General features: G+C 68.5%; 17 protein-coding genes. 6 read left to right on the forward strand and 11 right to left on the reverse strand.

Translation table 11 applies throughout. The features are described from left to right. Positions 1-29: 29 nt before the first annotated feature. The 4 genes from ARTB_RS08860 to ARTB_RS08875 all read left to right on the forward strand — a co-directional run bounded on the left by ARTB_RS08860 (position 30) and on the right by ARTB_RS08875 (position 5,775). Positions 30-677 (forward strand): DUF3000 domain-containing protein, encoded by a 648-nt coding sequence (locus tag ARTB_RS08860; RefSeq protein ID WP_028277017.1) that lies wholly within the window; start codon positions 30-32, stop codon positions 675-677. 61 nt (positions 678-738) lie between these two features. Next, on the forward strand, positions 739-2,097 hold the full coding sequence (locus ARTB_RS08865) for an HRDC domain-containing protein (RefSeq protein ID WP_243179289.1): 1,359 nt from the start codon (positions 739-741) through the stop codon (positions 2,095-2,097). 148 nt (positions 2,098-2,245) lie between these two features. Further along, positions 2,246-3,583 (forward strand): thiolase family protein, encoded by a 1,338-nt coding sequence (locus ARTB_RS08870; RefSeq protein ID WP_439954107.1) that lies wholly within the window; start codon positions 2,246-2,248, stop codon positions 3,581-3,583. After that, the gene (locus ARTB_RS08875) at positions 3,580-5,775 is read left to right on the forward strand and encodes a 3-hydroxyacyl-CoA dehydrogenase NAD-binding domain-containing protein (RefSeq protein ID WP_243179290.1); all 2,196 of its coding nucleotides are present in this window, start codon (positions 3,580-3,582) and stop codon (positions 5,773-5,775) included. The genes ARTB_RS08870 and ARTB_RS08875 overlap by 4 nt, the downstream gene beginning before the upstream one ends. Before the next feature lie 276 nt (positions 5,776-6,051). Here ARTB_RS08875 and ARTB_RS08880 read toward each other — a convergent pair whose 3' ends face one another. The 11 genes from ARTB_RS08880 to ARTB_RS08930 all read right to left on the reverse strand — a co-directional run bounded on the left by ARTB_RS08880 (position 6,052) and on the right by ARTB_RS08930 (position 21,032). Then, positions 6,052-7,644 carry an ABC transporter ATP-binding protein gene (locus tag ARTB_RS08880; RefSeq protein WP_243179291.1) on the reverse strand — a complete coding sequence of 531 codons (1,593 nt, stop codon included), beginning with the start codon at positions 7,642-7,644 and terminating at the stop codon, positions 6,052-6,054. Beyond that, positions 7,641-8,399: an energy-coupling factor transporter transmembrane component T gene (locus tag ARTB_RS08885; RefSeq protein ID WP_243179293.1), complete on the reverse strand. Its 759-nt coding sequence runs from the start codon at positions 8,397-8,399 to the stop codon at positions 7,641-7,643. The genes ARTB_RS08880 and ARTB_RS08885 overlap by 4 nt, the downstream gene beginning before the upstream one ends. 50 nt (positions 8,400-8,449) lie before the next feature. Further along, entirely contained in the window at positions 8,450-9,271 is an 822-nt protein-coding gene (locus tag ARTB_RS08890; RefSeq protein ID WP_243179295.1) for an ECF transporter S component, read from the reverse strand. A 144-nt stretch (positions 9,272-9,415) separates the two neighbouring features. Further along, entirely contained in the window at positions 9,416-10,444 is a 1,029-nt protein-coding gene (locus ARTB_RS08895) for a nucleoside hydrolase (RefSeq protein WP_243179593.1), read from the reverse strand. Between the two features lie 53 nt (positions 10,445-10,497). Continuing rightward, a complete protein-coding gene (locus ARTB_RS08900; RefSeq protein ID WP_243179303.1) occupies positions 10,498-11,475 on the reverse strand; it encodes an aldo/keto reductase in 978 nt (325 codons plus the stop codon). A gap of 71 nt (positions 11,476-11,546) precedes the next feature. Continuing rightward, on the reverse strand, positions 11,547-11,765 hold the full coding sequence (locus ARTB_RS08905) for a hypothetical protein (RefSeq protein WP_243179305.1): 219 nt from the start codon (positions 11,763-11,765) through the stop codon (positions 11,547-11,549). Positions 11,766-11,831: 66 nt separating this feature from the next. Next, positions 11,832-12,389, reverse strand: coding sequence for a hypothetical protein (locus ARTB_RS08910; RefSeq protein WP_028277007.1), 558 nt, complete (start codon positions 12,387-12,389; stop codon positions 11,832-11,834). 74 nt (positions 12,390-12,463) lie between these two features. Continuing rightward, complete coding sequence (dxs, locus tag ARTB_RS08915; RefSeq protein WP_028277006.1) at positions 12,464-14,437, reverse strand: 1-deoxy-D-xylulose-5-phosphate synthase; 1,974 nt, start codon at positions 14,435-14,437, stop codon at positions 12,464-12,466. A gap of 210 nt (positions 14,438-14,647) precedes the next feature. Beyond that, on the reverse strand, positions 14,648-17,461 hold the full coding sequence (locus tag ARTB_RS08920) for an aconitate hydratase (RefSeq protein ID WP_243179307.1): 2,814 nt from the start codon (positions 17,459-17,461) through the stop codon (positions 14,648-14,650). Positions 17,462-17,685: 224 nt separating this feature from the next. Then, a complete protein-coding gene (locus ARTB_RS08925; RefSeq protein ID WP_243179310.1) occupies positions 17,686-19,059 on the reverse strand; it encodes a class I SAM-dependent RNA methyltransferase in 1,374 nt (457 codons plus the stop codon). Next, positions 19,056-21,032, reverse strand: coding sequence for an APC family permease (locus tag ARTB_RS08930; RefSeq protein ID WP_243179312.1), 1,977 nt, complete (start codon positions 21,030-21,032; stop codon positions 19,056-19,058). The genes ARTB_RS08925 and ARTB_RS08930 overlap by 4 nt, the downstream gene beginning before the upstream one ends. A 154-nt stretch (positions 21,033-21,186) precedes the next feature. On the opposite strand from ARTB_RS08930, the gene ARTB_RS08935 reads away from it, so the two are divergent. Further along, positions 21,187-21,858: a potassium channel family protein gene (locus tag ARTB_RS08935; protein WP_028277003.1), complete on the forward strand. Its 672-nt coding sequence runs from the start codon at positions 21,187-21,189 to the stop codon at positions 21,856-21,858. Continuing rightward, entirely contained in the window at positions 21,859-22,602 is a 744-nt protein-coding gene (locus tag ARTB_RS08940) for a potassium channel family protein (RefSeq protein ID WP_018772421.1), read from the forward strand. The last annotated feature ends 4 nt before the right edge of the window (positions 22,603-22,606 follow it).

The raw sequence follows: 22,606 nt of genomic DNA on the forward strand, positions 1-22,606 counted from the left end.
GGGCTCCGGCCGTTGCATAACCTTCCAGGGTGAGCTCCCTCGATCAGGTTCCGGCAGATTTCCTCTTCGCCCTGGGGACCCTTCGGCAGGCACGGTGCCGCAGCGAGCTGCACCTGGACGAAATTCCGGCCCCGTCCCGGCTGGCGCCGTTCGCGGTGGCCCTGGGCGCGGAAGTGATCGGCCCGGGCGACTCCCCCGCCGGCGGACCGGTACACGGCCCGGCCGCCGCTGCCCTGGCACGGGCGTCCGGCAGCGACGACATCGAGCTGGCCACTGGCCGCTTCATTCTGCTCCACGATCCCGACGGCTCTGCCGTGTGGGACGGGGAATTCCGGATCGTCACCTACATCCGCGCCCAGCTGGAACCCGAGATGGGCAACGACGAACTCCTGGGGTCCGTGGCGTGGACCTGGCTGGTCGAAGCGCTGGAGAACCATCAGGCCCCGTACCGCTCCGCCGGCGGCACCGCCACCCGCGTGCTCTCGGAGAGCTTTGGAACGTTGTCGGACCGGCCGAATTCAATCGACATTGAGCTCCGGGCCTCCTGGACCCCGGCCACCCCGGACATCACCTCGCACCTGGAGGCGTGGTCGGACATGGTCTGCACCTTCGCCGGACTGCCGCCCCTGCCCGAGGGCGTCACGGCCCTTCCCCGCCGCCCCCGCGGACACGCATGAGGCGCCTGTTCGGCCGCGGTCACGGCTCTATACGCCATGTTGTCGGTAAACTGTAGAGACCATGACCCCTCAGAATCCGGAAATCAGCACGGCCGGCGCCAGTCGCACCACGGCCGAGGCTGCTGACACCACAGCCCACATCACCGTGGAAGGCTTCGACAGCCTGGTCCCTGAAGTGATCGACCTCGACATTCCCCGCGACGGCGTGCCGCTGGTCATTGAAACCCAGTCCGGACTCGAACGCTGCGCCGCGGCTCTCGCCGCCGGCCACGGCCCTGCGGGCGTGGACGCGGAGCGCGCCTCGGGATTCCGCTACGGCCAGCGCGCCTTCCTGGTCCAGATCCGGCGCGAAGGCTCCGGAACCTGGCTGATCGATCCCGAACCTTTCGGTGACCTCAGCATCATCAATGACGCTTTGCGCGGCGTCGAATGGATCCTGCACGCCGCCAGCCAGGACCTGCCCTGCCTGTCCGAACTCGGCATGTGGCCGGACAAACTCTTCGACACCGAGCTCGCCGCCCGCCTGGCCGGACTGCCCCGGGTGGGCCTCGCCGCCGTCATCGAACAGCTCCTGGGCTTCGGCCTGGCCAAGGAACACTCCGCCGCCGACTGGTCCACCCGGCCCCTGCCGGAACCGTGGCTGCGCTACGCCGCGCTCGACGTCGAAGTCCTGACCGAGCTGCGCGAGGAACTGATTGAGCTGCTCGTGGCGGACGAAAAGCTGGAATACGCCGAGCAGGAATTCGCCGCCATCCTCGAAGCCGGACAGGCCCCGCCGCGCGTTGATCCGTGGCGCAAGACGTCCGGACTGCACCAGATCCGGGACCGCCGCCAACTGGCCGCAGTCCGGGAGCTGTGGCTGGAACGCGATTCCCTGGCCCAGAAACGTGACGTCGCCCCCGGCCGGCTGATCCCCGACTCCGCGCTCGTCGCCGCGGCCAAGGCGATGCCCTCCACGGTTCCCCAGCTCCTGGGCACCAAGGGCTTCCACGGCCGCGCGGCGCAGCGGGAAGCCCCCCGCTGGCTGCGCTGCATCGGCGTGGCCAGGGCCTTGGAGGACCTGCCGCCGCTGCACCTGCCCACCAACGCTCCCCCGCCCCCGCGCGTCTGGGCGGACCGGGACCCGGAGGCGGCCGCCAGGCTCGCCACGGCCCGTCCGAAACTCCAGGCCAGGGCCGAGGAACTGAACCTGCCGGTGGAGAACCTGCTGACCCCGGACTATCTTCGGCGGGTCGCCTGGCGTCCTCCGGCAGAATGCAGCGAGGAAGGCGTGGCCGAGGAACTGGCGAACCTCGGGGCGCGCCAGTGGCAGATCGAAATCACGGCTCCGCTCATTGCCGAGGCCTTCCTGCACCCCGAGCCGCTGCCCGCGAAGGAACCCAAGGCCGCCGCGGAGGCGCCGTCGGGTTCCACGGTCTAGCAGCTCATCCCCGGGACGCTCATCTCCTCCTTGCCAGCTATGTTACTGGCGAGTAACATGATGCATGATGTCGTTCGGAACCTTCCTGCCTGTGGCAACCCCTGCCACCGGCACGGTTCCGGCACCATGTCTCAATGAGGAGTACGCCGTGAGCCAAGCCCGCACCAGCGGAAAACCCAGCAGCGCAAACCCGAGCATCGGAAGAAACAGGACCGTGCGCGACGTCGTCTTTGTCGACGGCGTCCGCACCCCGTTCGGCCGCGCCGGCGACAAGGGCATCTACGCCGGCACCCGCGCCGACGACCTCGTGGTCAAGTGCATCCGCGAACTGATGCGCCGCAACCCCTCGCTTCCGGCGGACCGGATCGACGAGGTCGCGATCGCCGCCACCACCCAGACGGGCGACCAGGGCCTGACCATCGGCCGCACCGCCGCCCTGCTGGCCGGGCTCCCCCGCACCGTGCCCGGCTTCGCGATCGACCGCATGTGCGCCGGCGCCATGACCGCGGTCACCACGACGGCGAGCGGCATCGGCTTCGGCGCGTACGACGTCGTAATCGCCGGCGGCGTGGAACACATGGGCAACCACCCGATGGGCGCCGGCGCCGACCCCAACCCGCGCTTCATGTCCGAACGGATCGTGGACCCCGCCGCGCTGAACATGGGCAACACGGCCGAGAACCTGCACGACCGTTTCCCGGCCATCACCAAGGACCGCACCGACGCCTACGCCGTCGCGTCGCAGGACAAACTCGCCGCAGCCTACGCCAACGGCCAGATCCAGCCCGGCCTCGTACCCGTCGCCACGATGAAGCCGGGCCAGGGCTGGACCGTCAACACCGTGGACGAACCCCCGCGCCCCGGGACCTCGCTCGGAGACCTGGCCACGCTTAAGACGCCGTTCCGCGCCCACGGCCGGGTCACGGCGGGGAACGCCGCGGGCCTGAACGACGGCGCCACCGCAGCCCTGCTGGCCTCCGCGGATGCCGCCGAAGAACTCGGGCTGCCGGTCAGGATGCGCCTGGTGAGCTATGCCTTCGCCGGTGTGGAACCCGAGGTCATGGGCATCGGCCCGGTCCCGGCGACCGAGAAGGCGCTCAAGAACGCCGGGCTCGGCATCGGGGACATCGGGCTCTTCGAAATCAATGAGGCCTTCGCCGTCCAGGTCCTGAGCTTCCTGGACCATTTCGGGATCGCCGACGACGACCCGCGCGTCAACCGCTATGGCGGCGCGATCGCCGTCGGGCACCCGCTGGCGTCCTCGGGGGTCCGGCTGATGAACCAGCTGGCCCGGCAGTTCGAGGAGGACCCCTCGGTCCGCTTTGGCATGACCACGATGTGCATCGGCCTGGGCATGGGCGCCACCGTAATCTGGGAGAACCCGCATCACGCGGATTACGGCACCGAAGCACCGGGCATAGAAATGCACAACACAGAAGCACAGCACGCAGAGACCACGATCACCAAGACTGGAGCCACAGCATGAGCGCCGCTGATTTCCGCAAGCTTGCAGACCTCTTCCCGAACGAGACGGTCACCCACTCTTATGTCCAGGACATCGAACTGCCGCCCGTCGACGGTGGGGGGACGACTGACGGCAAAAGCCCCGGCATCTTCGCGCTGGTCACCCTCGACAACGGCCTGGACCACTCCAAGCCCACCACCCTCGGACCCAACACGCTGATCGAACTCGGCACGGTCCTGGAAGGGCTGAAGGAACGCGCGGCCCGGGGCGAGATTGCCGGCGTCGGCGTCACCGGCAAGCCGTACTTCCTCGTGGCCGGCGCCGACCTGTCCACGGTCAAGTCCGTCAGCGGACGCGAACAGGGCCTGTGGATGGCCCAGCTCGGCCACGACGTCTACGCCACCCTGGCGAACCTCGGCGTGCCGAGCTTCGCGTTCATCAACGGCCTGGCCCTGGGCGGCGGCCTGGAGATCGCGCTGCAGTCCACCTACCGCACGGTCTCCACCGGCGCCGGCGCTCTGGCCCTTCCCGAGGCGTTCATCGGACTCATCCCTGGCTGGGGCGGGGTCCACATCCTGCCGCGGCTGATCGGGCCGGAGAACGCCCTCAAGGTCATGATCGAAAACCCGCTGAGCAACAACCGCACGCTCACCGGGCCGCAGGCCTACCAGCTGGGTATGGCGGACGCGATGTTCGAGCCGGCCGACTTTGTGGAACAGTCCCTGGCGTGGGCCGCGAAAGTCATTGCCGGTGCCGTGGCGCCGGAGCGGGCGAACGCCGTGGACCCGTCCGCTCCGGAGGTCGCCGCCCGCTGGGCGGCCGCCGTCGCCAAGGGCCGGGCCTTCGTGGAGGCCAAGACCTCCAACGCTTCCCCGGCGCCCGCCAAGGTCCTGGACGTCATGGAGGCCAACCGCACCCTGACCCAGGCGCAGTCCGCTCAGCTCGAATGCGAGACGCTCGCCGACCTTATGCAGACCGACGAGTTCCGCTCCACGGTGTACGCCTTCCTGGACCTCGTGCAGCGCCGCTCCAAGCGTCCCGCCGGCGCCCCGGACCGCAAGCTCGCGCGCCCGGTGACGAAGATCGGCGTCGTCGGTGCAGGCCTGATGGCCAGCCAGCTCGCCCTGCTCTTCGCCCGCCAGCTCAAGGTGCCCGTGGTGCTCACGGACATCGACCAGGCCCGCGTGGACAAGGGCGTGGGGTACGTCCGTGCCGAGGTGGACAAGCTGCTGGCGAAGGGCCGGATCAGCCCCGACGCCGCCAACCGCACCCGTGCGCTCGTCACGGGATCAGTTTCGAAGGAGGCCTTCGCCGACGCCGACTTCGTCATTGAGGCCGTCTTCGAGGAACTCAACGTCAAGAAGCAGGTCTTCAAGGAAGTCGAGGCGATCGTCTCGGAAGAGTGCATCCTCGCGACCAACACGTCCTCGCTGTCCGTCACCGCGATGGCGGAGGACCTTGAGCACCCCGAGCGCCTGGTCGGCTTCCACTTCTTCAACCCGGTGGCTGTGATGCCGCTGCTGGAGATCGTGCGGGCACCGAAGACCGACGACGCCGTGCTGGCCACCGCGTTCGAGCTCGCCAAGGGGCTCAGGAAGTCGGCGGTGCTGGTCAGGGATGCCGCCGCGTTTGTGGTCAACCGCGTCCTGCTGCGCCTCATGGGTGAAGTCACCGCGGCCTTCGACGAGGGCACGCCCGCCGACGTGGCCGACAATGCGCTGCGGCCGATGGGCCTGCCCATGACGCCGTTTGTGCTCGGCGCCATGGTGGGCCTGCCCGTGGCGCAGCATGTCCAGGAATCGCTGCACACGGCGTTCGGGGACCGCTTCAGGGTCTCGGCGAACCTGCAGGCGCTGATCGACAACGGTGTGACGTCCATTTGGGCCGTGCAGAACGGGGCGCCGGTGCCGGGCCCGGACGGCAAGCCGTTCATTCCGGCCGAAACCCTGGCACTGATGTCATTCGGCAGCACCCCGTCCACCGGCGAGGAGGTGCTGCGCCGGACGCAGGACGCACTGGCGGAGGAAATCGGACTGATGCTCGAGGAAGGCGTTGTGGCCGGTCCCGAGGACATTGACCTCTGCATGATCCTCGGCGCGGGCTGGCCGATGTTCCTGGGCGGGATCACCCCGTATCTGGACCGGGTGGGCGCCTCGGAACGGGTCAACGGCAAGAAGTTCCTGGCCCCGGGCGTGGCGTCAGAACCGGCCTAAAGCCAGGCTTTACCGCTCCCGCTTTTGTTGGCGCCGCCGCCCGGACTTTGGTCCGGGCGGCGGCGCTGCTTTCGGGACAGTGTCCGGGCATCCCGGCGGCGCCATGACGTGGGCAGCCTCGATGTCTGCGGTGTTGAGGTGGAAGGCTGGAACGCGAAAGACCGCGTCTGCGGAATAGATCCTGCCGTCCAGGACCAGGCCCGCGGAAACTCCAAGCAATATACATTGCGCGTCATCCATTGCGCGTTGGATTCCGTGCCCACCCCGCGGCCCCAGTCAGATTTCCCGCAGGCTCCCGCCGCTGAGTTCCAGGACGCGGTGCGCGTTCCTCCGTGCGTAGTCCAGGTCGTGGGTGACCATGACGACGGCGGCGCCCCGCGCGGCGGCGCGGTCGACGGCGCCCTGCAGCGCCTCGAGGCCGTGCCGGTCCAGCCCGACGGTCGGTTCGTCCAGGGCCAACACCGCCGGTTCGCGGGCCAGGACCGTGGCCAGGGCGAGCAGCCGCTGCCGGGAGGCGGACAGCTCGGCCGGGTGTGCCGCCTCGGTACCGGCAAGGCCCACCGCAGCCAGCGCGGCCCGGGCCTTGCCCTCGGCGCCGGCCTTTCCGGACAGTTGCCGGAGTCCGAACGCGGCTTCCCGCAGGACGGTCCGTTCGAAGAGCTGGTCCCGGGGGTGCTGGAACAACAGGCCCACGGAGGCCGCGACCTTTCCCACCGGCACGCCGGCAATGCTGCGCCCGCAGACCAGCACGTCCCCGGCCGAGGGCCGGAGCAGTCCATTGAAGTGGCGCAGCAGTGTCGACTTGCCGGCGCCGTTGGGCCCGGTCACGGCGATGATCTCGCCAGGGCGCACGGCGAAATCCACGTCCCGGAGGACCCGGTCCTGCGCGCCGGTGCCGTGCCGCCGCGGGTCCCCAGCGTAGCCGAACCCAACCCCGCGCAGTTCCAGCGATGCCGGGCCGGGACCGGGCACCGCGGCAGGCACGGGCCCGGAACGGCGGGCCCCGGCGGCAACGCCGGACCCTAGGATGTTGGGCCCAATACCGCCGGGCCCGCCTATGCCAATCACTCCGGCGCGCTCCAGTTCGGCAGAGCCGGCCAGCTGCGCCGGCGTCCCGGCAGCGGTGACCGTCCCGGCAGCGGTGACCGTCCTGCCGTCGTGCGCCGTCTGAGCGTCGAGAACCGTCCAGCGCGTGGCTTCCCCGGCGAGCCGGTCCGCCGCCTGGCTCAGGAGGACGACGCCGGTCCCGGCGCCGCAGAGGCCGCGGACCAGGGCCTCGACTTGCGCGGCTCCGACGGCGTCCAGCGATGCCAACGGCTCGTCCAGGATGAGCACGTCCGGTTCCGCGATGACGGCGCAGCCCACGGCGAGCCGGCGCAGCTCCCCGCCGGAGAGCGTGGCCGGGTCCCGGTCCAGCAGGTGAGAGAGTCCGGTGCGGGCAGCCGTGCGCTCCACCGCGCGGAGCATGTCCTCCCGGGCCGTCGCGCGGTTTTCCAGGCCGAAGGCCAGCTCCTCCGCGACCGTGGCGCGCACCGAGGAGAGCATCGCCGCGGCGTCCTGCGGAACGAAGGCCACGCGGCGGGACCACTCGGCGGGGTTGATCCGGGGGTCCTCGGGCACGCCGCGGAATTCCAGCACGGTGCCGCCGAGCTCCAGGCTGCCGCGGAATTGTCCGGCGTGACCGGCCCGGAGCCAGCCGGCCAAAAGTTTGCCCAACGTGGATTTTCCGCTCCCGGACCCGCCCAGGACGGCGGTCAGGGAACCCGGCGTGACCGAGAGTGCGGCATCCCTCAGCACCGGGGCGTCATCGCCGTGGAACGTGAACGCCTCGATCCGGATCTGAAGCGCCGTGCGGGTGGCGGCCGTCATGACGCCGCCCCGGCAGGCCAGGAGGCCATAATCCGCCCGGCGACGGCGGCCGCCGCGAACACCAGCGCGGCTGCCCGGAAGAGCCGCTGGGCGGGCGGGTCGGCGACTTCGCGGTAGCTGGTCCGGGGCCCCGGGCTGCCGAAGCCGCGGGCGTCGAGCGCCTGGGCCCGGCTTCCGGCGTCGTCAATCAGTGCCAGGACCAGCGGCACCATCTGCAGACGGAGGGTGCCGAGGCGGGACAGCAGGCCGCGTCCGCCCACCATCCCGCGGGTTTCCTGGGCCTGCCGGATCCGGTCCAGGCGGCCCGCGACGGCGGGCAGGAGGGTGAGCGTGGAGGCCAGGACGAAGCCGAACTGCGGCGGGATCCTACGCCCGGCGAGGGCGGAGACGAGGTCGGGGACGCTCACGGTGAAGGAAAAGAGCAGGAATACCAGCACGCAGGCCGTGGTCCGGGTTCCCAGCTCCAGTGCGAAGCCCAGACCCTCGGCCGTGACCCTCGCCGGGCCCCACTGGGCCAGCACGGTCTGGCCCTCAGGGAAGAAGAGGCCGTGCAGCACCAGCAGGGACAGGCACAGGGGCGTCAGGATCACGGCTCCTGCGGTCAGGACGCGCCCCGCAATGCCATGGCGCGCGGCAAGGATCACCGCGGCGAGGGCCACGGCGACAGACAACGGCCAATACGCGGCCGCCGTCGTGACGACGGCGGCGCATACGGCGAGGGTCAGCGTGGTGAAGGGGTGCAGTCGCGGTGTCATGGTCGCTGTGTCAGTGTCGCAGGGTCGGGGTGTCCCAGCCGCCGCGGGGCTCAGGCGTCCGGTGCTGCCGGGGCCTTGCCGGCGAGCACCCGGTAGCGCCGCACGAAGGGGAACTGGAAGGTGGTGCGGCGGGGCAGGGCGTAGGCGAGCAGCGCCGCGATGGTGAAGACGATCGCCTTGTCCATGGGGTCGGAAATCAGTGCCTGCTTGGTGATGGCGGCCAGGAGGGTATCGCCCATGGCGCGGAAGGCGCTGACGATCGCCCCGGTACCCAGCCCTGACGTGCCGCCAAAGACGAACGCGGCGATCGGGGCGGAGACGACGCCGGCCAGGATGCCGGTGACGAAGCCGGCGACGGGGGCGAGGTAGAAGCGGCGGAACAGGCCGCCGCGGGCGGCCATGCCGGCGAGGAAGCCGATGAGGGCGGCACCGGCGGCGAACGGCAGGACGGTGGGGTTGAAGAAGGACCAGACGATGCTGCACAGCGCGCCTGTGGCGGCGCCCGCTGCGGGTCCGGCGAGGACGGCGATCAGGACGGTGCCGATCGCGTCGATGTAGAACGGCAGGCCCGTGCTGCCCATCAGCTGTCCGAGGACCACGTTCAGGACCAGTGCCACCGGGATGAGGACCACGGTGGAGGTGGGCAGCGCCGGCAGGACGGCCGCAATCAGCAGCACTGCGCCGAGCAGGAAGCCGCCGAGGGCAACGAGGGCCGAGAAGCTGGCCGGGCCGTTGGCAATGTCGGCGGGCTGGGTCAACACCAGGAAGATGTAGGTGGCGGCGATGGCGGCGGCCCCGGCGATTTCGAGCAGGCGGCGCCTGCGGCCGGCCGCCTGTCCAGGGGCAATGATGGTGAGGGCTGGCTGTGACATGAGGGGTGTTCCTTTGGCTGGGTGCAACAAGTTCCGCCTCATGTCACCTCGGCGCAGCTACCATCCTAGCGAGCGGCGACCCTCCTAGCGATCCGCAGACTCCTGCGGGCACTCCCCGCATTGGCGCAGCCATACTGTCCGGTTTCAGCCCGTCGGCGTCCGGCGTCCCACCTCCCGGGCCAGGGCGCCGATCGAGGAAATCAATTCGTCGAAGCAGTGCCCGGGGTTGTTGTCGGAGACGATCCTGGCGTTCGGCGCCAACCCCCACAGCCCGCGGAAATCGGCCACCGTGGTACCCATCAGCAGGGGCGAATCCGTTTCGACGTCGACCGTGGCCGGCCGGGTGGCGAACGGTGTGCGCCCCGCTGCGGCGCAGGCCGCGAAGGCGTCGTGCACGTGCGCCACATAGCCTTGGTCATAGAGCCGGTGAAATTCCATATAGAAGCGCAGGGCGTCGGACAGGCACGCGACGAGGGGGTTCCCGGACCGGCTGCGCTGGCCTTCGGGCTGCTCGGGGAGGACGAGTTCGGGCTCCGGTGCACCGGCGGCCTCGCCAAGCCGGCGCAGGTGCTCCGGGTGCATCTCGATCCGCTCGGTCATTTCCAGGGCACACAGGATCGGCAGTTTGTCCTCGGGCAGGCCCCGGTAGGCGGCAAACACCTCCTTGGCGGCATGCGGATCCACCGAGGTGTTCCATTCGGCCGTCGGGGTGGTGTTGCCCTGGTAGTAGAAGCTGCCGCCCATGATCACAAGTCCCTTGAGCAGCCGGGGAAGTTCCGGTTCCCGGCGCAGGGCCAGGGCGAAGTTGGTCAGCGGTCCGGTGATCAGGCCGGTGAGCTCCCCCGGGTGCGCCCGCACCTCCTCGACCCAGACGTCGACGGCGTGCCGCGCCGAGATCTGCTGGCGCGGCGGCGGCAGCTCGGCGTAGCCGATGCCCTGCGGCCCGTGGGTCTCCTCGGTGGTGACCAGCGGGATCTCCAGCGGGACCTCGGCGCCGATGGCCACCTCGATGCCCTCGCGGCCGCACAGCTCCAGCAGGGTCAGGTTGTTCAGCGCCACCTGCCGGGCCCCGACGTTCCCGGCGGTGCACGTGATCGCCTGGATGTGGACCTCGGGCCGGGACAGCAGGTAGACCAGGGCCAGGGCGTCGTCGATCCCGGTGTCGACGTCCATCAGGATTGAATGCGTCACGGCAGGTTCCGCCGCGCCGGCGCTTGCAGCACTGTTCAGAACAGCGCCACCTTGGGCGTGCGCGGGAAGAGGTCGTCCAGCTCGGCGAGGTCGGCATGGCTGGGTTTCCAGGCCACGGCGGCGGCGTTCTGGCGTACCTGCTCCGGGGTGGTGGCGCCGGCGATGACGCTGCTGACGGACGGCTGGGCGGCCAGCCAGGAGAAGGCCACCTGGACTTCGTTGAGCCCGCGGTCGGCGGCGAACTTGCCGAAGGCACCCAGCTGTTCCCAGTCGGCGTCGTGGACCAGGTTGGTGCGGGTGTGGCTGAGCCGGCTTCCCTCGGGGGCCTGGCCGGCGGAGTATTTGCCGGTCAGCAGGCCGTTGGCGAGCGGGAAGTACGGCAGGACGCCCAGGCCGTAGGCCTCGGCTGCAGGGGTGACCTCGAGTTCGGCGCGCCGGTCCAGCAGGTTGTAGTGGTTCTGGCTGGAGATGAAGCGGGCTCCCCCGCGGGCGCGTGCCACGTACTCGGCCTCGGCGATCTGCCAGCCGGCCCGGTTGGAGTGGCCGATGTAGCGGACCTTGCCGCTGGTGACGAGGTCGTCGAGGGCCGAGAGCGTCTCGTCGATGGGCGTGAGCGGGTCCGGGGTGTGGAACTGGTAGAGGTCGATCCAGTCCGTACCGAGCCGGCGCAGCGAGGCCTCCGCCGCCTTGATGATGTAGCGGCGGGATCCGCGCGCACCGAAGTCCTCGCCGTTGGCGCCGCGCATGTCCATGCCGAACTTCGTGCCGATGACCGCATCGTCGCGGCGGGAACCGAGGGCCTTGCCGAGCATTGACTCGCTGAGGCCGGGCTCGCGGCCGTAGGCGTCCGCGACGTCAAAGAAGGTGATCCCGGCGTCGAGCGCCGCGTGCACGACGGCGTCGGTGCCTTCCTGCGATTCAGTCACGGTCCCGGACCGGCCCAGGTTGTTGCAGCCAAGTCCCACGACAGAGACGGACAGTCCGGAAGTTCCAACGCGGCGGTATTCAGTCATGGTTTTAGCCTATATCGCCCCGGCGGGTGTCCCGGCCAGGCCGCCGCGGGCGGCGGAGGAGCGGACCCCCGCTACCCTGCCGGCAGCTTCAGCCCGTGCTCGTCCATGGCGTCCTGGAGCTGCGCGAGGGTCCGGGGGCAGACGCCCGGCATCCCGGCAAGCCGGCGCCGGCCAAGCTGCACGAGGTTTTCGAGGGTCTCGATCCCGGCGTGCGCGAGCGACTTTCGCGCCGGCGCCGCGAGTCCCGCGGGCAGCGGGGTGCAGCCTGGTTTCGAGGGTTTGCGCGTCATTGCGTTGCCTTTCAGTCCGTGCCCCCAAACTGGTGTGAGCCGTGCCCGGCTCCTTGCCCGTGCTGCCTAAAGCGTGAAGCTGTTTGCCGGCTTCGGCGAGTGCTTGAGCTTGAAAGTATCCTCGCCAAACGGCGCGGCGCCAATGCTCAGTTTGGTGAAGTCGAGGTCTTCGCCGCGGATGCAGACCTTGATGGCGTTGACGGTCTTATTCACGTCCGGGGTGAGGCAGAAGATGTTGAGCCGGGCGTCGGAAAATTCGCTGCGGTCCACGATCCCCAGGCCCCGCCAGGCCAGATGGCTGATCAGGGCGTCTTTGGCTTTTTCCTCGAGGTACCGGTCGCGGCTGGTCCCCTCCTTGGTCTTCAGCGCGTACTGGGCTACTACCCAGGACTGTTCCTCCGCCGGAATTTCGGCGTAGCCGTCCTCGGCGCACTGCGCCGCGAAGGCGTCCATGAGGCGCTCCGCCGCCTCGGCGTCCGCGACGTCGGTCTCGTCCGTCTTGCTCTGGTGTCCGACGACGCCGTGGTTCATCACGAACTGGCTGTAGTCCTCATCAAACCAGGCCTCCCTGAAGTGCAGGGTGCCCTCTTCGTCACGCTTGTAAACTCTGATAATTCCACTCATATGCCAGTTCCTTCCTGGGCCGTCCGGCGCCGGATTCAGTGGCGCCCACGGGTAGTGCTCAACGGATGTGCTGGCTACAGCTGCGGGATGCTGCCGGTGCTGGGGTGTTCCTGGCCGGGCAAGGGGCGCGCAAACGGCACCTTGGTGCCCAGGACCTGGGCGACGACGTCGTGCGTGATCTGCTGGGCGGTCAGGCCCACGCGTTCGAGCACCTGGCTGCGCGTGCCGTGTTCGAGGAACTCGACCGGCAGGCCCACCTCGTTGAGGGCGGTGTCGACGCCCGCGGCACGCATCTCCTGGCGGATCCGGGAACCGACGCCGCCGGCCCGCACTCCGTCCTCAATGCAAATGACCAGGCGGTGGCGCGCGGCGAGATCGATGATGGACTGCCGGACCGGGAGGACCCAGCGCGGATCCACCACCGTGGAGCTGATGCCCTGGGCACCGAGCCGGCCGGAGACGTCCAGAGCGAGTTCTGACATGGCGCCCACGCTGACGATCAGGACGTCGTTCTCGCTCGAGCCCGCGGGCCGGCGGGCCAGCACGTCCACGCCGTCCTCCAGGCGTTCGACCGCATCGACTTCGGGGCCGACGTTGCCCTTAGAGTAGCGGAGCACGCTCGGGGCGTCTTCAATGGCCACAGCCTCGCGCAGTTCCTCCCGCAGCCGGGTGGCGTCGCGCGGCGCGGCGAGGTGCAGCCCGGGGACGATCTGGACCATGGCCATGTCCCACATGCCGTGATGGCTTGCGCCGTCGGGTCCGGTGACGCCGGCCCGGTCCAGCACGATCGTGACGCCGGCTTTGTGCAGGGCGACATCCATCAGCAGCTGGTCGAAGGCACGGTTCAGGAACGTCGCGTAGACCGCGACCACCGGGTGCAGTCCCCCGAACGCCATGCCGGCAGCCGAGGTGAGGGCGTGCTGCTCGGCGATGCCGACGTCGAACACGCGCTCCGGGTGCCGGGCGGCGAACTTGTGTAGCCCGACCGGAATCAGCATGGCACCGGTAATCCCGACGATGTCCTGGCGCTCGTCGGCGATGTCGGCGATCTCGTCGGCGAACACCGCGGTCCAGGACTTCGCGCCACCGGCCTCGGTGGGTGCGCCGGTCTCCGGATCGATGATCCCCACGGCATGGAACTGGTCCGCTTCATGGGCGCGGGCCGGGGCGTAGCCGTGGCCCTTTTCCGTCATGGCGTGCACGATCACGGGGCCGGCATAGTTCTTGGCGGTGGACAGGGCGTTTTCCATGGCCTGGAGGTCGTGGCCGTCGACGGGACCGATGTACTTCATGCCGAGGTCCTCGAACATGCCCTGCGGGGCCCACCAGTCCTTGATGCCCTTCTTCATGGCGTGCAGGCTCTTGTACGTGAACTGCCCCGCGGGGCCGCCCTTCTGCAGTTTGCGCTTCCACCACTCGAGCGTGCCTTCATAGGAGGGCGCGGCCCGGAGGGAATCGATGGTGGGGCGCAGGGACGCCAGGTAGTCGGCGAACCCGCCGACCGTCGGGGCGTAGGAGCGGCCGTTGTCGTTGACCACGATCACGACACGGCGTTTCTTGTCCGCCGCGATGTTGTTGATGGCCTCCCACGCCATGCCGCCGGTCAGGGCGCCGTCGCCCACCACCGCGACGACGAAGCGGTCGCCGTCGCCGGTCAGCTGCCGGGCGCGCGAGATGCCGTCGGCCCAGGACAGCGAGGAAGACGCGTGCGAGCTTTCGACGATGTCGTGCTCGGATTCGGCGCGGTCCGGGTAGCCGGACATGCCGCCCTGCTGGCGGAGCGTGCTGAAATCCTGCCGTCCGGTGAGGAGCTTGTGCACGTAGGACTGGTGCCCTGTGTCGAAGACAATGCTGTCGCGGGGGGAATCGAAGATCCGGTGCACCGCGATGGTGAGCTCGACGACGCCGAGGTTCGGGCCCAGGTGCCCTCCCGTCCGGGAGACGTTGCCGATCAGGAAATCCCTGACCTCGGCTGCCAGCTGATCCAGCTGCGCCCCGGACAACTTACTCAGGTCCTGCGGATTCCGGATGGTGTCCAAGATTCCCAACGGCCCCTCCTTCGGGTGGTAGACATGCCTTTTAACTCTAACGCCTCCGGGCAGGCCGCCGCGCCGGAGGCCAGCACCGGCGCCCTGCCCGGCCCCTCCCCCGCTCCAGATCCAGTACCCACGGCCGAAAGCGGAAACGCAACGGCCCCGGCCGGTCAGTGACCGGCCGGGGCCGTTGCATGCGTTACCGGAGCGTGCCCGGCAGCTCCGCTAGTGTGCGGAGATCTGGCGCAGGACGTACTGCAGGATGCCGCCGTTGCGGTAGTAGTCCGCCTCGCCCGGCGTATCGATGCGCAGCACGGCGTCGAAGGACGTGACGGAACCGTCTTCGGCGGTGGCCGTGACCTTGAGGGTCTTCGGCGTGGTGCCGTCGTTCAGGGCGGTGACGCCCTCAACTGCGTAGGTTTCCGTACCGGTCAGGCCCAGGCTGGCGGCGTTCTGGCCGGCCGGGTACTGCAGCGGGAGGACACCCATGCCGATCAGGTTGGAGCGGTGGATGCGCTCGTAGCTCTCGGCAACGACAGCCTTGACGCCCAGCAGGGCAGTGCCCTTGGCGGCCCAGTCACGGGACGAACCCGAGCCGTACTCCTTGCCTGCCAGGACCACCAGCGCGGTGCCGGCTGCCTGGTAGTTCTGCGCGGCGTCGTAGACGTAGGCCTGCGGGCCGTCGGCCTGGGTGAAGTCGCGGGTGAAGCCGCCCTCCACGCCGTCCAGGAGCTGGTTCTTGATGCGGATGTTCGCGAACGTGCCGCGGATCATGACCTCGTGGTTGCCACGGCGTGAGCCGTAGGAGTTGAAGTCCTTGCGCTCCACACCGTTGGCCAGCAGGTACTGGCCGGCCGGGGTGTCCGACTTGAAGGAACCGGCCGGGGAGATGTGGTCCGTGGTGACGGAGTCGCCCAGCTTGAGCAGCACACGCGCACCGGTGATGTCCTGGACCGGCTCCGGCTGGGCCTTCATGCCCTCGAAGTACGGGGGCTTGCGGACGTACGTGGACTTCTCGTCCCAGGCGAAGGTGTCGCCGGCGGGGGTGTCGAGCGCCTTCCAGCGATCGTCGCCCTCAAAGACGCCTTCGTAGCCGCGGGCGAACATTTCCTTGTCGATCGAGGAATCGATGACCTGCTGGACCTCGACCGGGTTCGGCCAGATGTCCTTCAGGAAGACGTCGTTGCCGGCCTCGTCCTGGCCCAGGGCGTCGTTGTCGAAGTCGAAGTCCATGGAACCGGCCAGGGCGTAAGCGATGACCAGCGGCGGGGAGGCCAGGTAGTTCATCTTCACGTCCGGGTTGATCCGGCCTTCGAAGTTACGGTTGCCGGAGAGCACCGCGGTGACGGAGAGGTCGTTGGCCTGGATGGCCTCGGAGATCTCGGCGTCGAGCGGACCGGAGTTGCCGATGCAGGTGGCGCAGCCATAGCCCACGATGTAGAAGCCGAGCTTCTCCAGGTACGGGGTCAGGCCCGACTTGTTGTAGTAGTCGGTGACTACCTTGGAACCGGGAGCCACGGAGGTCTTGACCCAGGGCTTGGACGTCAGGCCCTTGTCGACGGCGTTGCGGGCCAGCAGTGCGGCGGCCAGCATCACGGACGGGTTGGACGTGTTGGTGCAGGAGGTGATCGAGGCGATCGAGACCGCGCCGTGGTCGAGCTCGAACTCGCGTCCGTCCGCGGTCTTGACGCTGACCTTGTTGGACGGGCGGCCGTTGGACTTCGGGCCGTGCGCGTGCGGGGCCACGTCGCTCAGGTGCGACGAAGAGGCGGTGAATGAGGGCGAGTCCGAAGCCGGGAAGCTTTCGTCGATCGCTTCGTCCAGGCTTCCGTCGGCCAGGTCTTCCTTCACGTAGTTGCGCAGGTCCTCGCGGAACTGGGCCTTGGACTCCGTGAGGATGATGCGGTCCTGCGGGCGCTTCGGGCCGGAGATCGACGGAACAACCGTGGACAGGTCCAGTTCGAGGTACTCGGAGAACTTGATCTCGCGGGAGGGGTCGTGCCAGAGGCCCTGTTCCTTCGCGTACGACTCCACGAGCGCGACGTTCTCGTCGGACCGGCCGGTGAGGCGCAGGTAGTCGAGGGTGACGTCGTCGATCGGGAACATCGCGGCGGTGGAGCCGAACTCCGGGCTCATGTTGCCGATCGTTGCACGGTTGGCCAGCGGCACAGCCGCGACGCCTTCACCGTAGAACTCGACGAACTTGCCGACCACACCGTGCTTGCGCAGCTGCTCGGTGATGGTCAGGACGACGTCGGTGGCGGTGGCGCCGGCCGGGATGGAGCCGGTGAGCTTGAAGCCCACGACGCGCGGGATGAGCATGGACACGGGCTGGCCAAGCATGGCAGCCTCGGCCTCGATGCCGCCAACGCCCCAGCCCAGCACGCCCAGGCCGTTGACCATGGTGGTGTGCGAGTCGGTGCCGACGCAGGTGTCCGGGTAAGCGCGGACAACGCCGTCGACTTCACGGGTCATGACGGTGCGGGCCAGGTACTCGATGTTGACCTGGTGCACAATGCCGGTGCCCGGCGGGACGACCTTGAAGTCGTCAAATGCAGTCTGGCCCCAGCGCAGGAACTGGTAACGCTCCCCGTTGCGCTGGTATTCGATCTCCATATTGCGCTCCAGTGCGCCGGAGTTGCCGAAGGCGTCAATCTGGACCGAGTGGTCAATGACCATTTCGGCCGGTGCCAGCGGGTTGACCCGCTTCGGGTCTCCGCCGAGCTCCTTGACGGCCTCACGCATGGTGGCGAGGTCAACGACGCACGGCACGCCGGTGAAGTCCTGCATGATCACGCGCGCCGGCGTGAACTGGATCTCGGTGTCGGGCTCGGCGCTGGGATCCCAGCCTGCCAGCGCACGGACGTGGTCGGCCGTGATGTTGGCACCGTCCTCGGTCCTCAACAGGTTTTCAAGCAATACCTTGAGGCTGAACGGAAGGTTTTCTGCACCTTCGACGGAGTTCAACCGGAAAATTTCATATTCGGTTCCGGCTACATTAAGTTTGCCTTTTGAACCGAAGCTGTCCACAATGCTCATCGCAGGACTCCTCTCGCAACAGTTTCATCTTTGTCGCGCTACTGGACCCTTGCTAGTTAGGTCGGCCTAACTAATACAGGCATCGGTACATCAGGGTACGCAATGCAGGTAAGAACGCAGGGAACGGCCGCTAAATCAACGCAGGTGGTTAATTCAACGCCAGTACTCAATTAACCACTGATGATGGAGCGCGACGACGGACTACTACGCCCATCCTAGTGGCATCACGGTTGAGGAGTCAGCAACGCCACAGTCTCCATGTGGTGGGTATGCGGGTACAGGTCGAAGGCACGCAGCCCGGCCAGGCCCCAGCCGCCCTGCCGGAAATAGCCAAGGTCGCGGGCGAATGAGGCCGGATCGCAGGAGACGTAGGCGACGGCCCGGGGACCGGTGTCGATCAGCTGTTTGACTACCGCCTTGCCGGCACCTGCGCGTGGCGGGTCCAGGATCAGGGCGTCGAAGTTGCGGGGTTTCTGCCTTAGCACGCGCTCCACACGGCCCTGGACGATCTCGACCTGGGCGGCGTCGTGCAGGTTCTTGCGTGCATCGCGGCTGGTTCCGGGTGCTCCCTCGACCGAGAGCACGGATCCGGTCACGCCCACGGCATCGGCCAGCGGTGCCGTGAACAGTCCGGCCCCGGCGTACAGGTCCGCCACCACCGAGCCCGGCGCGAGGTAGCCGCCGTCGTGCAGGAAGCCGGTGACGGCGCCGACGAGTGTCTCCGGGGCATCCCGGTGGATCTGCCAGAAGCCGTCGCCGGTAACCCGGTACTCGTGGCCCGCGGCGGACTCCTGGACGTAGGTGCGGCCGCGCAACTGCAGCACCTCGCCGGTGGCCGGGTCCAGGCTGGCGACCGAGACGTCGTCGGGCAGCTGGGCCAGGATGCCGCTGAGCCGCTTGGACCGGGTTCCCGGGGCTGGCACCAGCAGCACCAGCGGCCGGGAGCCGTTCGCCGGGGCGGCGACCTCGACCCGGTCGATGCCCTGCAGGTCGATGTCCCAGAGCCGGAGCGCGTTGATCCCGTCCACGGCCAGCGGCATGTCGCGCACGGGCAGGATGGCATCGGAGCGGTGGGCGTGCATGCCGAGCTTGCCGGCCGCCGTCACGGCGAAGCCGGCACGCGTCCGCCAGCCCAGGCCGGAAGCGGCCGGCTCCCCCGCGGCCGTGCCGACGGCTTCGACTGTGAGCTGCCCCGCCGGCGCAAGTTCGACGCCGGCCAGCCGCTTTAGCTGTTCGGCCAGGACCTCGGCTTTGAGACTGCGCTGGCGCGCCAGGGAGATGTGGCCGAGTTCGGCGCCGCCGACGGGCGGGTGCCGGTGCGACCAGGAACGCGCGGAATCGGCGAGGTCCCAGAAGTGCGGCACCCGGTCCGGGGAGGGCTCCAGTACCTCCACCACATCGGCGCGCCAGAATTTCGCGGCCGGGCCGTCGTCAGTGAGCCGGACACGGACCTTTTCGCCGGGAATCCCGTGCCGGACGAAGATGACGCGTCCCTCGTGCCGGGCAACGCAGTGCCCGCCGTGGGCGACGGGTCCGACGTCGAGCGTCAGTTCGGTGCGGGTATCGGCGTGGGCGTGCGTCCGGGTGTCGTGGGTCATTGGATATCCTGCAGGTTCTTGGCTTCTTCGGACGATTTCAGCTGCCACGGCACACTACACACCATGACCCCGGGCTCGAAGTGCAGCCGGGTTTTGATGCGCAGCGCGGTCTGGTTGTGGACGAGTTGCTCCCACCATTTGCCCACGACGTACTCCGGGATGTAGACCACGATCAGGTCGCGCGGCGAATCGCGGCGCATGTTCTTGATGTAGTCCATGATCGGGGTCACCGTTTCGCGGAACGGGCTGGCCAGCACGGTTAGGGGTACCGGGATTTCGAGCTTCTCCCAGTCCGCAACTGTCGCCTCGGTTTCCTCGGAGCTGATGTCCACGGTAATGGCGTCCAGCCGCGACGGGCGGGAGGCCCGGGCGTAGGCGAGGGCGCGCAGAACCGGCTTGCGCACGTGCGAGACGAGCAGCACCGCGTGCACCCGGGTGGGTAGGGCGCGCGGCGAGGAGTCCTCGTCGACGGCGAGTTCCTTGGCCACGTTGTCATAGTGCGCCCGGATGCTCCACATGATCAGGAACAGCACGAACATGGCCAGCAGCGCGATCCAGGCGCCCTGCGAGAACTTGGTGATCAGGACGATCACCAGCACCAGGGCGGTCATGCAGAAGCCCACCGTGTTGATGGTCCGGGACTTGATGATGCGCAACCGCACGGCAGGTTCCTTGGAAAGCTTCAGCTCCCGGCCCCAGTGCCGGATCATGCCCAGCTGGCTCATCGTGAAGGAGATGAAGACGCCCACGATGTAGAGCTGGATGAGCTTTGTGACGTCGGCGTTGAAGGCGATGATGAGCACCAGGGCGCCGGCCGCCAGGGCCAGGACGCCGTTGCTGAAGGCCAGCCGGTCGCCACGGGTGCGCAGCTGGCGCGGCAGGTAGCCGTCCTGCGCCAGGATCGAGCCGAGCACCGGAAAACCGTTGAACGCCGTGTTGGAGGCGAACACCAGGATGACGCCGGTGGCGGCCACCACGATATAGAACGGGATGGAGCCCTCACCGAAGACGGTCTGCGCGATCTGGCTGATGGCCGGGTTCTGGATGTACCCCTCCTCCAGCGGCTGGCCGTTCAGCAGGAATTCGGTCGCCGGGTCCAGCACGATGTGCACTTTGGTGGCGTTGGCCAGGTAGATGATGCCCGCGAGCATGGCCGAGGCAATCACGCCCAGCAGCAGCAGCGTGGTGGCCGCGTTCTTGCTCTTCGGCTTCTGGAAGTTGGGCACACCGTTGCTGATGGCTTCGACGCCGGTCAGGGCCGCCGCGCCGGAGGAGAAGGCACGCAGCAGCAGGAACGCGCCGGCCAGACCGACAAGTCCTTCGTCGAAGCCCGGCTCAGGCACAATCTCGAACGCCGCCGACGGTGCCTGCCCCAGCTGGCCGGTTGCGGCCTGGAAGACCCCGACGGCGGTCATGCCCAGGATCGAGGCCATGAAGATGTAGGTCGGGACGGCGAAGACGCTGCCCGCCTCCTTGATCCCGCGCAGGTTCACGAGGGCCAGGATGATGACGCCGATCGTGGCAATCGCCGCCTGCTGCCCGTGCAGCGAGGGCACGGCGGTGGTCAGGTACGTCGCGGCCGACGACATGGACACAGCCACCGTCAGCACATAGTCGACCAGCAGCGCCGAGGCCACGGTGAGGCCGGCGAACTTGCCCAGGTTGACGTTGGCAATCTCGTAATCGCCGCCGCCGGAGGGGTAGGCGTGGACGTTCTGGCGGTAGGAGGCCACGACGGTCAGAAGCACCACCATGACGGCGAGGCCCACCCACGGAGCGATGGCGACCGCGCTCACGCCGGCCAGGGCCAGGGTCAGGAGGATTTCATCCGGGGCATAGGCCACCGAGGACAGCGCGTCCGAGGCGAAAATGGGCAGCGCGATCCGCTTCGGCAAGAGCGTGTGGGCCAGACGGTCGTTCCGGAAGGGCTTGCCTACCAGCACCCGCTTCACGGCATTGAAAATTGTCAGCACCACACAAAGCTAGTCTGATTCGGACGCGATGTCATGACGGCGAAGTTGGCGTCCGCAAGGACGTCGGCCGGCGCCCCGTGGCCGTGGCCTTCCGGCACCGCGTGGCCGGTAGAGTTTTACGCAGTATCAGACGCAGAACCAAGAGGAGGCCCTTGTGGCGCACTTCGTGATCATGGGTTGTGGCCGTGTCGGGTCAACCCTGGCACACACGCTCGAGGACGCCGGTCATTCGGTGGCCATCATCGACCAGGATGACCGCGCCTTCCGGCGGCTCCGCACCGGGTTTTCCGGACGGAAGGTCACGGGGGTCGGGTTTGACCGCGAGACGATGAAGCGGGCAGGCGTCGAGGAGGCCTATGCCTTCGCGGCCGTTTCCAGCGGCGACAACTCCAACATCCTCGCCACCCGGGTGGCGCGGGAGACTTTCCACGTTCCCCATGTGGTCGCCAGGATCTACGATCCGGGCCGCGCCGAAATCTACCAGCGCCTCGGCATTCCCACGGTCGCCGCGGTCCGCTGGAGCGCCGACCAGGTGCTGCGCCGCATCCTGCCCGAACAGCACATCGCCGGCGACTACCGGGAGCCCTCGGGCCGGCTGGTCCTCGCCGAAGTTGACCTTAACCCGGACTGGATCGGGCACCCGATCTCCTCGATCGAGAAGGCGGCCGGCATCCGGATCGCGTATCTGACCCGGTTCGGCGAGGGCATGCTGCCCGTTGCCGGCACGTCCTACCAGGACGGCGACACCGTCCACGCCATGCTGAACGTGGACCGGAGCTCGGAAATCGGCCATATTCTCGCCAAATCCCCTGCCAAGGAGTCCTGAGTGAAAGTCGTCATCGTCGGTGCCGGAAGCGTCGGGTCCTCGATCGCCCGCGAGTTGTTGGCCCACAAGCACGAAATCCTGCTGATCGACGAGAAGCCGGAGGTCATCGGCCGGAGCGGGCTGCGCGGAGCCCACTGGCTGGTCGGTGATGCCTGCGAGCTGAGCACGCTGCAGGACGCCAAACTCGAGGACGCCGACGTCGTGGTCTCCGCCACCGGTGACGACAAGGTCAACCTGGTGGTCTCGCTCCTGGCCAAAACGGAATTCGGCGTCGGGCGTACCGTCGGCCGGGTCAACAACCCCAAGAACGACTGGATGTTCGACGACTCCTGGGGCGTCGACGTCGCGGTCAACACCCCGCAGCTGATGACCGCCCTGGTGGAGGAGGCGGTGGAGATCGGTGACCTGGTGCGGCTGCTGACACTGCAGACCGGGGTGTCCTCGCTGGTGGAGTTCACGGTCCCGCACGACTCGCATGTGATCGGGCTGACCGTGGGCGATGTCCAGTGGCCCGAGGACGCCACCCTCGTTGCGATCCTGCGGGACCAGGCGCCCATCACGCCGAGCCGCGACGACGTGATCGACGGCGGCGACGAACTGTTCTTTGTCACCACGATCGCGGCCGAGGACGACCTCCGCGCCCTGCTGGCGCCCGAATCACCGCTGGAGGACCAGCACCCGGTGACCTCGGACCAGCACGGCCACGGCACCCAACCGGCCGGGGACGACGGCTTCGACGGCTGATCCG

Source organism: Arthrobacter humicola, assembly GCF_022803015.1.
Lineage (GTDB): Bacteria > Actinomycetota > Actinomycetes > Actinomycetales > Micrococcaceae > Arthrobacter > Arthrobacter humicola_A.